Origin of the sequence: Oceanicella sp. SM1341 (assembly GCF_003448965.1) — a bacterium.
GTDB lineage: Bacteria > Pseudomonadota > Alphaproteobacteria > Rhodobacterales > Rhodobacteraceae > Paroceanicella.
In genome coordinates this window covers 23,583-35,380 of record NZ_QRGC01000010.1, presented here as the reverse complement: position 1 = coordinate 35,380, position 11,798 = coordinate 23,583, and the positions used below count along the sequence as shown (strand labels likewise).

Below are 11,798 nucleotides of genomic sequence, written 5' to 3'. Positions count from 1 at the left end.
ACCCAAGGGAACTGGAATGCAAATGTCTCTTCTCGGCGCTTCCGCTACCGCCGCGCCGCACATTCTCAGCCTGCTGCGCCTCTTTGCCGCCGGCTCGTTCTTCTCACATGGCTCTATGAAGATCTTCTCCTGGCCAGCCCCCTTCGAATACCAGATGTCTGGCTTGGTTTATATCGCTGGACTTATGGAAGTGATCGGAGGCCCGTTACTCGCCATCGGCCTGATGACGCGCCCTGTCGCATTTATGTTGTCGGGTCTAATGGCCTTCGCCTACTTCATGGCCCATGCCCCGCAGAACTTTTTTCCGGTGCTCAACGGCGGCGAGCCGTCAATGCTCTACTGCTTCCTGTTTCTCTACATCTCGGCGGCTGGCCCAGGCCCGTGGAGCGTCGACGCCGCCATGGCCCGCCGGGAAAACTTGCGTCCGGCCCGATGAGCCGCGTCTCGACACGTCGTGTCATACGGGTCGGAACCTGCTGGCAGAGCAAACACTAGTCCGGGGCGAAACCAAAGCGCAGGGCCAATTCTCCGCAGGCCTTGCGACGCCGTAAAAAAATTGCGGCGCCACAACTCCTTCCAGTCGTTGCGAGTACGACGGCGTCTAATTCATCGCTGTATTATTCGGTCCGGGCTCCCTCGGCAGCCTTGTGCTCCCGACCATAGCGAGCCGGAGACAGACCGTCATACCGACTGAATGTATCGACCCAGCGGAATCTGCTCAAGTTAAGCCGCTAATCTGAATGCCTCGGCAGGCGTGCGCATGGCAAGAGCCTGATGAGGGCGGCGATTGTTGTAGAAGCCGATCCAGTCGCTGATGACTCGCATGGCGTGCTGGATGTTATCGAAGCGGTGGCGATGCACGCACTGCTCCTTTAGTGTCCGGATGAAGCGCTCGACCATGACGTTCTGCTGCGGGCAGTGCGGGGTGATGAACTCCTGCTTGAGCCCGTAACTGCGGACAATGGCTGTGAAGTGGAGGCTGGTGAAAACCAAGCCATTGTCTGACCTCAGCAGGAACTCCTCCTCGACACGACCCAGTGTGCCGAACCTCGCGATCAGCGCATGCTCGAGGGCGGCGCTGGCCGTCGTGGCCTTGCCCGACTTCGACAGTTGCCAGCCCAACAACTCGCGGGTGTGGCAGTCGATCACCAGGGCCAGTGAAGCCCAGCCGTCCTTGCCAGTTCAGATGCGGGCGAGATCGGTCGACCACCTCTCGTTCGGCGCAACTGCGACAGACGGAACAGCATGGATGCGGGGCCGCATCCCCACGGCGCGCTTGCGAACCTGCCAGCCCTTGATCTGGAAGATCCTCTGCACCGTGTTCTTGTTGAAGCCCAGGAGCCAGGCCACGGTCCGATAGCCGAAGGACGGCTCCTCCTCGATCACCTTCTTGATCGGTTCGGCGAAGCGGGGATCGACCTTCGGCGCGGCTTTCACCGGCTTGTAAGTGCAGAGCTTGGCGATGGGCACCGCGAGGCCCTAGGCCAAAAGGCCCTGCTGAATGCGACGGATCAATTCCCGTCCTGCGCATCCAGCAGGGCCTGAAGCTTTTTCGGGCCCGCAGCTCCAGCATGGCCTCGCCGTAGGTTTTCTGCAGGTCCCTGAGCTGCTTCTCGTATTGCTCGCGGATGTCTAGTGGGTTGGCGCGCGGCGAGTTCTCCATGCCGCGCTTCGCATCCTCGACCCAGCCCTCGATCTCGGAGGGCGTCAGGTCAAAGGACCGGCTCGCCTCCGACACGGTCGTCTTGCCCTGAATGATCTCGATGACAAGCGCTGTCTTACGCTTCGCCGTCCGCCGCTTAATGCCGTCGTCCATTGTCATACTCATCGCTACGTTCTCCCTTGTAGCATGAGCAGGAATTCAGAGGGTCGGTACAGTTTGTCAGTGCCCGACAGCTGCAGCCTCTAATTCTGAAGCTTCTCCGCCATTGAGCGCAAACTATTCAGAAATTGCCCGACCAACCCAGGGGGCTCAGCCGTTGGCAGAACTGCAAATACATTGATGTCTGATTCTCTCAAATTTACGCTTCGGTAGGTAATGCCCCCAACGCACTCGTGGTAGGATGTTCCCGGCACAAAGGCGATTCCCCTTTGAGCGTCCACAAGCATCAATAGTGTTTCAACACGCTCCACTCTCGCCACGGTCTCGAGATGAACCTGCCGCGCCTGCAAAATAGATAACACAAACTCGCCGAAGAATGGACCACGTGTTGGATGTCCAAGTATTATCTTCTCCTGATCGAGGTCGGCAGCGGATAAATCGCTATGTCCTGCAAGCCAATGGTCCTCCGCGAGTGCGACCTTGCAGCTCTCAATCCACACCCTCTCAACAACCATCGATCGGTCGTTCGGCGGATTTAGCATGATCGCAATATCGACCTCACCCATACGCAATGAACGCACTTGATCAGCAGGCGCCAGCTCCAACAAGTCAACCTTTACATTCGGAAATTTTTCCTGATGATCCGCGAGGGCTTTTGCCAGGATCGGACCAGAGATGTCTTGGGAAATAGCTAAGCGTATTACGCCCTGACTACCAAATGCAATAGTTTGTGCAGATTTCTTCGCACGGCACATGTAGTCAAATGTGCGATCAATCTCGATTGCGTAAGCAACTCCAACTTCAGTCAACCTGGCGCCTTGCCCAGGAATTCGTTTAAACAATTCCGCGCCGACATCATTTTCAACGATTTGAATAGCCCGGGAGACGACAGAAGGATCGACTTGAAGACGCAATGCCGCCTTTCGGAAACTACCCTCTTCCGAAGCTACAATGAAGCACTTGAAATGATTAAGAGTGGGTTGCATGTCATTTTGCGCACACATCAACTGCATTGCCGCAAGCTAACAATCCTGAATATTCATCGAATCGAAGTAGCTCTCGAGCGCCATATCAGTTATCAGACCCGGCCGATCCGGCGACCATCCCAAGGCCTCACCGGTCCGGGCACTGCTGGCCCTAAGGTTCATACCCGCGAAATGCGTGAACCATCCAAAGTGGTCCGACGCCTCATTCGGGGTCTTACTGACCACCGGCAGGCCGCAGCCCTCGCCTATCGCGGTCGCGATGTCGCGGAACGGGATGCCCTCTTCGCCGACCGCATGATAGACCGCGCCCGGCTGGCCGTTCTCCAGGGCCAGGCGGTACAGGCGGGCGGCATCCAGGCGATGCACCGCAGGCCAAGTGTTCCCGCCCTCGCCGATATAGGCCGAAACGCCCGTCTGCCGCGCGGTGCGGATCAGCGTCGGCACGAAGGCATGGTCTTCCGCCCCATGGACGGAAGGCGAGAGCCGGACGACCATGACGTTGACGCCCTCATCCGCGATCTGGCGGGCCGCTGCCTCGGTCGCGGCGCGCGGATGGGCGGCCTCGCCCGAGGCGGGCATCGTCGCCTCGGTCACCGTTTCGCCGTTGGGGAGAATCCCGATGGCGGAAGTCACGATGATCGGACGGTCCGAACCGTTGAGTTCTTCGCCGTAGAAGGCAATCAGGTCCCGGTCGGCCTCGCAATTCTCCCGAAACCTTGAGAAGTCGTGGTTGAAGGCCGTGTGCACGACCGCATCCGCAGAGGCGATCCCGCTGCGCAGGCTGTCCCGGTCCTCGAGACTTCCGGCATGGGCCTCGGCCCCGAGGGCCGACAGCATCCCCGCGGCCGCAGCGGAGCGGGCGAGGCCGATCACCCGGTGGCCGGCATCCACCAGATCCTTGACAACGGCTGCCCCCACGAAGCCCGAGGCGCCTGTGACAAATATCTTCATTTCCCTTTTCCTTCCTGATGGTTCGCCCCTGACACCCTCTGGGTTCCGGCGATCCGTTTTCGTCCGTCAGTCGGCCCGGTTCCCGATGGCGGGCAGGAACTCTGCGCGATCTGCGTCAGGCGCCGTTCAGGCGGTTGTAAATTTCCGCGTAGCGTCCGCTTTCTTCCGCCCGGCGCAACATCTTCACGCGGTCCACCAAGATCTCGCCCCCCGGCCTATCCGCGTCCTCGATGATCCCGATGACCTCGGCGATGTAGTCGACCAGCGGCATGGCGTTCGGATCGCGGGCCTGCTCGGGTCCGGCGAGTTCGGTCTGAACGTAGGGCGGCACGAGTTCCAGAACCTCGACACCGCTGCCACTCAACTGCGTGCGGAGCGCCTGAAGCCAGACATGAAGGAAGGCCTTGCTGGCGCAATAGGTCGGATAGTTGGCCCGCGGCACGAAGGCGAGGCCGGAGGTCGTGGTCACGATGCTGGCGGTGGCCTGACGCTGCAACACCGGCAGCAATGCGGCCGTGACATGCAGCACGCCCATGATGTTGGTGCGGACCAGCGCTTCCGCGACGGACAGGTCGAACTCCCCGTCCACCAGGCTTTCGGCGCGCGAGATGCCCGCGTTGTTGACCAGCACGTTGAGGTCGGGGAACTCCGCCGCGATCCGCCCGGCGACGCTGGCGATATCGGCCGGGTCGTCCACATCCAGCCGGTAGGCCGACATGCCGGCGTGTTCGGAGAGGATCTGGTCCAGCAGCTCCTGTCGGCGGCCGGTGATGATGACGCGGTTGCCGAGGTCATGGAACTCCGACGCGAGGGCGCGGCCGATACCGCTGGTTCCGCCGGTGACGAGGATTGTGTTTCCGCTCGTTTTCAATGTCTTCACTCCTGTCTCGGGTTGGGTCTCGCTGCGGCTCAGCCGGCGCGAAGCCCCTGGATGATGGCCGCGGCCAGTTCGTGCAGCCGGTCCCTGTCCTCGATGGTGGTGGGGCGCGGAGTGTCGTCCGAGGTCATGACCAGCGACAGACCCAGCGCAGGCACGATGTAGAGCATCTGGCCGCCGTAGCCCCAGGCAAACCGGACCTCCTGCCCGCCGATCGTCCGCAGGAACCAGCCATAGCCGTAGCCGTCCCCGCTCCAGCGCGAGGTGGTGCGCGGCGTCCAGGCCTGATCGACCCAGCCGCGCGGCAGCACTTGCGACCCGTCCGGACCTGTGCCGCCGCGCCGCCAGACCTCGCCAAAGACGAGAAGCGAGCGCGGGCTCATCGCCATCTCGTTGCCGCCCAGGTAGATCCCCTGCGGGTCGCGCTGCCAGCTGGCGATGGAAAAGCCCTCGACAGGCCCCAGCCAGGCCTGCGCGTTGTCGAGCGTCGACCGCCCCGTCACCTCTGTCAGGATCGCCGACAGAAGATGGGTGGAGCCGGTGGAATAGAGCATCCGCCCGCCCGGATCGTCCTCGAAGGGCTGGGCCAGCGCCCCGCGCACCCAGTTCGAGCCTGACACCCAGCGCCCGTAATCGGCGCCCGAGGTCGGCCGCAGCCCGGCCTGCATACTCAGCAGGTGGCCCACCGTGATCCGCTCGATACGCGGATCGGCCGAAGCCGGAACCTCGTCGCGCAGGATCGGGGCGATGGGCTGGTCCACGCCGCTCAGCACCCCCCGCCCGATGGCGATGCCGACCAGGGCCGACATAACCGATTTCGATGCGGACTTGATGTTGGTAGGGTCCGAGGTGGAATGCCCGCGATAGCCGCGCTCGGCCAGGATCGCCCCGTCGCGGGCGACGATCACCGTTTCGAGAACGGTAAGATCGGCCGCCTGCTCCAGCAGCGCGTAGAGCGACAGATCCTGCGCCGCCCCGCGCGAGGCCAGGCTTGCGAGAGGCGCCGCCAGCGCCAGGGCCGCGCCGCTTCGCAAAAGGTCGCGGCGGTTGGAAGTAGACTGTCTGTCGGTCATCGTCCTGCCTTGAGGAAACATCGGAGCCGCCCCTGTTGGCGCGGCCGTCAGGCCAGGTAGTCGGCCTGCTTGTCGCGGTAGATGGTGTGGAAGTGGTTGTCGCCATTGCCGAACCGGCCCACGTTCGAAAACTCGATCCACAGCCGCGGCCCGTCCAGCCGCAGATAGGCGCCGCGCGCGTAGGGGTCGGTCGTGCCGGACCATCCCATGCGGGTCTGCCCGAAGTCAGCCCGGTAGAGCTGCACGAGCTGCTGGGCCACCTCGTCGGTCGCATCCCCGACCCAGGCCCGCACCACACCGGCCACGCGCTCCTGATCCTCGGCGGCGAGGTCCGTCACCAGGGTGCCGGCCGGCTCGGGGTAGCGGTTGCTGGAGCCTGTTCCGACCTCAACGTCGCCCATTGCCCCGATCTGCGCCGCGGCGCGCGCCTCCTCGCTCAGCCCGGTCAGGAGAGCCGAATAGGCGTCGGTCTTGGCGCGCATCGGCTGCACGGTCTCGCCGCCCATGTTGATCTCGACCGGATCGACCCCGGTGAAGGTGGGGGTCGGGCTGACGAGCCCCCCCGCATAGGTGGTGTTAAGCGCGAGGTGGTGGCCGTTGATCTGAACGGTAAAGCGCCCGGACGCGCCCGGCCTGCCGAAAAGGGCGATGAAATACCGGCCCGAATTGACGTGGCTCTCGCCGTTGCGGATGCCAAGCTCGTCCTCGGCGGCGATGATGCCCCGGAACTGCCGGTATCCGCTGTCCGACAGCATCGCCCCGGCCACGGCGAAGGCCGCGTTCAGTTGCTCCTCCGTCAGATCCTCGAAGGCGATGCCGTTCCGGTCACCCCGGCTCGGAAAGTAGATCCAGTTGCGCAGGGCGGGGTCACCGCCATCGTAAAGGACCTGCTCACGCTGCTCGGAGGACAGGAGGTCGAGAAAGGCGCTGGCGGCGGCCGCTACCCGATCAGGGCTGCCCGCCGCCGTCGTCATGGCGGTCTGCGCCTCCGCGCATCCGGACAGCACCACCTGGCTGGCAGCGAGTGTGGCGGGAGCAAGGGCGATGAAATTGCGTCGAGTCAACATCCGGAAACCTCTTCGTCTGGCGGGGGAGGCGGCATTGCACCTTCCGTAGGGCGGAAGAGGTATTCGTTCGCCGCAGCTCGAACCACGCTGTCGGGTCCGCGAAACCTTGGCGAGCGTCCAAAACAGCGGCGTCAAACAGTCGTGGCTCTGAATGAGGTGTTGGAAAGTATGGCAACGAGCGACGTTGGGGATCTCGTTGTTGCGTATTGTTCTACGGTTACGGTTTACATGCTATCTGGTACGGACCATAATTGGCTAAATTTTTGCTCTACGGCAGATCGAGCCAGTAACAGGAGCCTTGTCGAAAAGCTTCTAAACCATCTTTCACTCACGCCGACGGGTCGGCGGCATCGGCTGCCGAGCCCTTCTAAATCCCCGATCCGTAGACATGAATCTTTCAAGCATCGGCACGATCAGCCGGACAGGATCGGCGACGGGCTGGCCCGTCTCTCGACCAAGGACGTCTGCATAGGCGACAAGATCGCGATGAACGGACGCGGGCAATTCCACCGTCACTTTCACCGGCTTGTCATCGGGCAGAGGTCCCAGCTTCAACTTCGACATGATCAACCTCCTGCGGGTTCGAATACCAGATCGCGGGTGACGATGATCCTGACCGGGAACCCCGGACGGATGGTCAGCGTTGGCGCGACCTGCAGCTGACGCTGGACGATCTGCTGACCGGCCTGGTTGATTGTATCCACCGCGCCATCGCGGATCGCCTGGACCAGACGGTCTTCGTCATCGGTGGCGAGGTCCGCACCAATCGCGAGCAGCGTGGACAGACCCGCCGCGCGCATCAGGTCCCACCAATGGTAGTCGACGCCATCTTCGAGACCGGCATAGCCGCTCGCATCCGCCCCCGGCAGACGTTCGAGAACAATGGATCGACCGCCGGGAAGGATCAGGCGGTTCCAGACCAGCAGCACGCGGCGTTGGCCGAACGTCACACCGTCATCGTATTGACCGATGATGCGGGTTCCTTGTGGGATCAGCAGCAGCGACCCGGTCGGGCTGTCATAGACGTTCTCGGTGACCTGCGCGGTGATCTGGCCCGGGAGATCGGAGCGAATGCCGGTGATAAGCGCGGCCGGGATCACCGCTCCAGCCTGAAGGATGTACGGCGAGGCTGGCGGCTGAATGCGATCCGATGCGACGGTCTGCCGGTCCACCGGACCGTTGAGGAAAGCCGTATGCCGACTCCCCTCGGGTTGCCCGGAGTCCCCCAGGCCCGGAAGAATCACGCCGGCCCCGGCCGTCGTTGCCCTGCCAGACGCCGTCTGGAAGAAGACACCGCTCAGACGCGCGGTTTCCTCCTCTGCCCTGCGGCGCTCCGCGTCCGGATCGACGGTCGGGCCCGCAATCAGCGGAGGGTTCACGGGCACTCCGCGCTCTTGCGCATCGAGGATCGGCCGCCCGAGGTCACCGGGCAGTGCAGGTCCCAGAACCGGCCCGGTATAGTCGGACGGCAATCCTTCCAGGCCGTCCGCGGCCGGTCGGTTGTCGATGGAGTAGAGTTCTCCACCTCCCGGCCCAGCCTCACGGGTCTGGAGCGCATAGATCAGCGCGCCTCCAATGCCGAACAACGCGACCGCTCCGACACCGGCCAGAACCTTGCGCGACAGCCTCGTCACGCGCGGCGGATCGGGGCGCAGACGCATCGGAGCTGCAGGATCGGTGTCACTCATGACGCCCCTCCCCTTCGCGCATCCGCCTCGCCCTCTTCCATGCGCACGATCCGGACGACCTGCTGGCGATCCCCTGCTCCCAGCCGGAGCTCGGCAGCGCCGAAGAGGCGATCCACGATCAGAACGTTCCGATGGATACGGCTGTTGACGATCTGCGGCTCTCCGTCGGCGCCGAGCACGAAGAGCGGCGGCATCTCGCCCTGGGCGATGCCAGCCGGGAAGACGACATAGACGCGACGGCCATCGTCGAAGACAGAAACCGGGCGCCAGGGTGGGCTCTCCCTCTGGATCTGCAAGCCGTAACGATGATTGCGGGCCGATGGTGCCGGGATGGTCGGCGCGGTCGCCACAGCCTGTCGAACGCCTTGCGGCGCTGCCGGATAGGCCCAGGCGACAGAGGGCATGTAGAGCGCCTCGCGCGCACGCAGCTCGATCGTATACACCCGCCGGTCAGTGCTGATCACCAGATTGGTCGAGATGTCGTCCCGCGTCGGTTTGACGAGGATGTGGACGCGGGCGGTGGATCCGGACCCGCTCTCCGTGTCGCCGATGATCCAGCGCGTGGTATCCCCCGCAGCGACCGGGCCCGCGCCGGTCAGACGTTCGCCCGGCTCGAGTGCGATATTGGTGATCTGACCGGGCGCGGCATAGACCTGATAGAGGGCGCCTTCCGACCAGGGATAGATCTGGATCGCATTGTAATAGCCCTCGCGGCGCGGCTCGACCCGGGCGGCGGCATTGGCGTTTTCGATACGTCCGTTCGGTGTGCCTGCCGCCGCTCCGCCATGCGCAACGGTCCAGACTGGCGGCGTGTGCAGCGGTCGAGGGCGTTCCTCGGCAGCCGAGGCGGGCGAAGTGGGCAGCGGCGGCACGGACTCGTCGTAGCTGAATTCCGGCACCGGGTTACTGGCGCACCCCGCCAGCATGGAAGCGGATAGCAGCAGGGCCACCAACATCGGCGTCCTGACGCCCGGAGACCTGGTTGCATGAAGATGCTGTTCATTCATTGGCTCATCTCCCGCGACCAGGAGATCGCATTGATATAGATTCCGAGGGGGTTGGCGCGCAGGCGCTCGGCGCTGCGCGGAGTCTGGATCACGACGGTCAGGATCGCGGTCCAGCGCTCAGTCGTGGAAAGCTGGCCGTTCTCGTAGTGGCGCTCGGTCCAGGCGACACGGAACGATCCCGGCGAGGCCCGGATGACAGAGGACACCTCGACAGCGATTTGTTGGCGACCGACGCGTGCGAACGGGTCGTTGGCGCGGGCGAAGTCGTTAAGTGCGGCCGCGCCTCGATCCGTGGTGAACTCGTAGGCGCGCAGCCAGTTCTGCCGCACGATGATCGGATCGGCCGGAATCGACCGGACCTGTTCGATGAAGCGGCCGAGATGGAACGCGATCTGCGGATCGGTCGGCTCGTAGTCGGCGGAGGCCGGGGCGACGGTCTGGGCCTCGCCGAGCGCGTCGACCTGAACGACCCAAGGCACGACGGTGCCACGCGCGGATTGCCAGACCAGGGCGCCAGCAAAACCCGCCGCGAGGATCAGGCTGCCGAAGGCCATGTAGCGCCAGTTGCGGGCCTGAACGCGGGCGGAGCCGATACGCTCATCCCAGACCTGCGCAGCCTTCTGGTAGGGCGTCTCTGGTTGCGGTGTCTTGCCATAATGCGTGGCGGAACGCCTGAAGAGGTTCATGAGCGATCCCTTTCGGAGAGATTGACGGAGGAGCCCGAGCCATGGCTGTCGCCCGATCGGACGGCATGAGCGGCAGCGCGCACGCCATGGCTCACGGCCTGGCTATGGCGCATGCGCTTCGCCCAGGCTGGCGGGCCATCGGCGGCGGACGGGCCGGAGCTGCCAGGCTCGGGTGCCGCGCCGCCGACCGTGCCCATCGAGGTGGTTCCGCCCGTCGCCGCAACACCGCCCTTGGCACCCTCGGCGTAGCTGGACTGGATCCCGCCAGCCGCGCGATTGGACGCCTTCTTGAGGGGTGATGCCGCGGCAGCGGCCCCGGCGCGGGCTACACCAGCCATGCCGCTGGCGAGACCTCCTCCGCCCATCGAGCCGAGCGTGTAGGCGCTCGAGGCAGCGCCCGCCGCGGTGACGCCGCCACGTGCGAGGGCGGCACCACCAGAGAGCGCAGATCCTGCTCCGCGTGCCGCCAGCATGGTCGCCCCTCCGGCCCCGATCGCAGCGCCACCGACGGCAAGGCCGGTGCCTACGGCCGCCCCCGCGCTGAGTTGGGGCCCGCCGGACACCAGACCCGAGGCGATGCCGGGGCCGAATATTCCGAGGCCCAGCAGAGACAGGGCGGCCAGAACAATCGCCATGGCGTCATCGATGGTCGGCGTCACGCCACCGAAACCCGCGGTGAACTGACCGAAGAGCGTCGATCCGATGCCGATGATCACGGCGAGGACCAGAACCTTGATGCCGGAGGAAATGACGTTGCCCAGCACGCGCTCGGCCATGAAGGCGGTCTTGCCGAAGAGGCCGAAGGGGATCAGCACGAAGCCCGCGAGGGTCGTGAGCTTGAACTCGATCAGGGTAACGAAGAGCTGAACCGCGAGGATGAAGAAGGCGAGGATCACCAGCGCCCAGGCGAAGAAAAGGCAGAGAATTTGGACGAGGTTCTCGAAGACCGCGACCCAGCCCATCAGATCGGAGATGCTTTCGAGCAGCGGTCGTCCGGCCTCGAGCCCGGTCTGAGCGACACGGCCGGGGCGCAGAAGATCGGCGGCGGAAAACCCGGTGCCCGAGGCCATCAGACCAAGGCCCGCGAAGCTCTCGAAGACGATGCGAGCGAGGTTGTTCCAGTTGGAGATGATATAGGCGAAGACCCCGACGAAGAGCGTCTTCTTCACCAGCCGGGCGAAGATGTCGTCATCGGCGCCCCAAGCCCAGAACAGGGCCGCCAGCGTCACGTCAATCACGATCAGCGTGGTCGCAATGAAAGCCACCTCACCCCCGAGCAGCCCGAACCCGCTGTCGATATAGCTGGTGAAGATGCCCAGAAAGTTGTCGATGACGCCGGTCCCGCCCATGGCTCATTGGCCTCCCGAATGCTGCGGCGCTTCGGGTGCAGGCGTCCGGCCGAGGAACCGGTCACGGCTCTCGGCCCAGGCGGCGAGGCAATCGGCATCGCTGGCGGCGGCCTCGCCGAGCCGCTGGCAGCCGCGTAGGATCGCGCGGAGAGGATCGGCAGACGGCTGGAGCGCGGGCGCGGTGCTGACCGGCACGGGAGCTTCCTCGCGTGTCATCTCGATCACCGTGACTGTGATCGCGAACGCCACGAACACGATGGCCGCGATCCGGGCCAGCACCTTCCCCTCCATC

Annotated in this window: 13 protein-coding genes and 1 pseudogene; 1 reads left to right on the top strand and 13 read right to left on the bottom strand. The window is 64.3% G+C overall.

The genetic code is table 11. The annotated features are described in order from the left end of the window. The first annotated feature begins 16 nt into the window (after positions 1–16). Positions 17–436, top strand: coding sequence for a DoxX family protein (locus D3P35_RS11160; RefSeq protein WP_118134808.1), 420 nt, complete (start codon positions 17–19; stop codon positions 434–436). A gap of 287 nt (positions 437–723) precedes the next feature. On the opposite strand, the pseudogene D3P35_RS26520 reads toward D3P35_RS11160, so the two are convergent. The 13 genes and pseudogenes from D3P35_RS26520 to trbK-alt form a co-directional block, all read right to left on the bottom strand. After that, a pseudogene (locus D3P35_RS26520) lies at positions 724–1,167 on the bottom strand (transposase); the annotation flags it as partial. 15 nt (positions 1,168–1,182) lie between these two features. Beyond that, positions 1,183–1,470: a hypothetical protein gene (locus D3P35_RS26515; RefSeq protein WP_198670571.1), complete on the bottom strand. Its 288-nt coding sequence runs from the start codon at positions 1,468–1,470 to the stop codon at positions 1,183–1,185. A gap of 435 nt (positions 1,471–1,905) precedes the next feature. Further along, entirely contained in the window at positions 1,906–2,808 is a 903-nt protein-coding gene (locus tag D3P35_RS11145; RefSeq protein ID WP_198670570.1) for a LysR family transcriptional regulator, read from the bottom strand. Positions 2,809–2,844: 36 nt separating this feature from the next. After that, on the bottom strand, positions 2,845–3,759 hold the full coding sequence (locus tag D3P35_RS11140) for an SDR family oxidoreductase (RefSeq protein WP_118134806.1): 915 nt from the start codon (positions 3,757–3,759) through the stop codon (positions 2,845–2,847). A gap of 115 nt (positions 3,760–3,874) precedes the next feature. After that, the gene (locus D3P35_RS11135) at positions 3,875–4,630 is read right to left on the bottom strand and encodes an SDR family oxidoreductase (protein WP_118134805.1); all 756 of its coding nucleotides are present in this window, start codon (positions 4,628–4,630) and stop codon (positions 3,875–3,877) included. Between the two features lie 38 nt (positions 4,631–4,668). Next, positions 4,669–5,709: a serine hydrolase gene (locus D3P35_RS11130; RefSeq protein WP_118134804.1), complete on the bottom strand. Its 1,041-nt coding sequence runs from the start codon at positions 5,707–5,709 to the stop codon at positions 4,669–4,671. 47 nt (positions 5,710–5,756) lie between these two features. Further along, the gene (locus tag D3P35_RS11125; protein ID WP_118134803.1) at positions 5,757–6,776 is read right to left on the bottom strand and encodes a DUF3500 domain-containing protein; all 1,020 of its coding nucleotides are present in this window, start codon (positions 6,774–6,776) and stop codon (positions 5,757–5,759) included. A gap of 324 nt (positions 6,777–7,100) precedes the next feature. Next, on the bottom strand, positions 7,101–7,340 hold the full coding sequence (locus tag D3P35_RS11120) for a DUF2274 domain-containing protein (RefSeq protein WP_118134802.1): 240 nt from the start codon (positions 7,338–7,340) through the stop codon (positions 7,101–7,103). Between the two features lie 2 nt (positions 7,341–7,342). Next, positions 7,343–8,464 (bottom strand): TrbI/VirB10 family protein, encoded by a 1,122-nt coding sequence (locus tag D3P35_RS11115; RefSeq protein ID WP_118134801.1) that lies wholly within the window; start codon positions 8,462–8,464, stop codon positions 7,343–7,345. Beyond that, positions 8,461–9,471, bottom strand: a complete 1,011-nt coding sequence (trbG, locus tag D3P35_RS11110) for a P-type conjugative transfer protein TrbG (protein ID WP_118134800.1) — start codon at positions 9,469–9,471, stop codon at positions 8,461–8,463. Before trbG ends, D3P35_RS11115 begins: the two co-directional genes overlap by 4 nt. Next, complete coding sequence (trbF, locus tag D3P35_RS11105; RefSeq protein WP_118134799.1) at positions 9,468–10,157, bottom strand: conjugal transfer protein TrbF; 690 nt, start codon at positions 10,155–10,157, stop codon at positions 9,468–9,470. Before trbF ends, trbG begins: the two co-directional genes overlap by 4 nt. Next, positions 10,154–11,506, bottom strand: a complete 1,353-nt coding sequence (gene trbL, locus D3P35_RS11100; RefSeq protein ID WP_118134798.1) for a P-type conjugative transfer protein TrbL — start codon at positions 11,504–11,506, stop codon at positions 10,154–10,156. The genes trbF and trbL overlap by 4 nt, the downstream gene beginning before the upstream one ends. A 3-nt stretch (positions 11,507–11,509) precedes the next feature. Continuing rightward, entirely contained in the window at positions 11,510–11,797 is a 288-nt protein-coding gene (gene trbK-alt / locus D3P35_RS11095; RefSeq protein WP_118134910.1) for a putative entry exclusion protein TrbK-alt, read from the bottom strand. Position 11,798 lies beyond the last annotated feature (1 nt).

Excerpts from the sequence above, each read along its gene's own strand:
- D3P35_RS11160 (WP_118134808.1), top strand. The coding sequence starts at position 17 with ATGCAAATGTCTCTTCTCGGCGCTTCCGCTACCGCCGCGCCGCACATT.
- D3P35_RS11145 (WP_198670570.1), bottom strand. The coding sequence starts at position 2,808 with ATGCAACCCACTCTTAATCATTTCAAGTGCTTCATTGTAGCTTCGGAA.
- D3P35_RS11140 (WP_118134806.1), bottom strand. The coding sequence starts at position 3,759 with ATGAAGATATTTGTCACAGGCGCCTCGGGCTTCGTGGGGGCAGCCGTT.
- D3P35_RS11130 (WP_118134804.1), bottom strand. The coding sequence starts at position 5,709 with ATGACCGACAGACAGTCTACTTCCAACCGCCGCGACCTTTTGCGAAGC.
- D3P35_RS11125 (WP_118134803.1), bottom strand. The coding sequence starts at position 6,776 with ATGTTGACTCGACGCAATTTCATCGCCCTTGCTCCCGCCACACTCGCT.
- D3P35_RS11120 (WP_118134802.1), bottom strand. The coding sequence starts at position 7,340 with ATGTCGAAGTTGAAGCTGGGACCTCTGCCCGATGACAAGCCGGTGAAA.
- D3P35_RS11115 (WP_118134801.1), bottom strand. The coding sequence starts at position 8,464 with ATGAGTGACACCGATCCTGCAGCTCCGATGCGTCTGCGCCCCGATCCG.
- trbG (WP_118134800.1), bottom strand. The coding sequence starts at position 9,471 with ATGAATGAACAGCATCTTCATGCAACCAGGTCTCCGGGCGTCAGGACG.
- trbF (WP_118134799.1), bottom strand. The coding sequence starts at position 10,157 with ATGAACCTCTTCAGGCGTTCCGCCACGCATTATGGCAAGACACCGCAA.
- trbL (WP_118134798.1), bottom strand. The coding sequence starts at position 11,506 with ATGGGCGGGACCGGCGTCATCGACAACTTTCTGGGCATCTTCACCAGC.
- trbK-alt (WP_118134910.1), bottom strand. The coding sequence starts at position 11,797 with ATGGAGGGGAAGGTGCTGGCCCGGATCGCGGCCATCGTGTTCGTGGCG.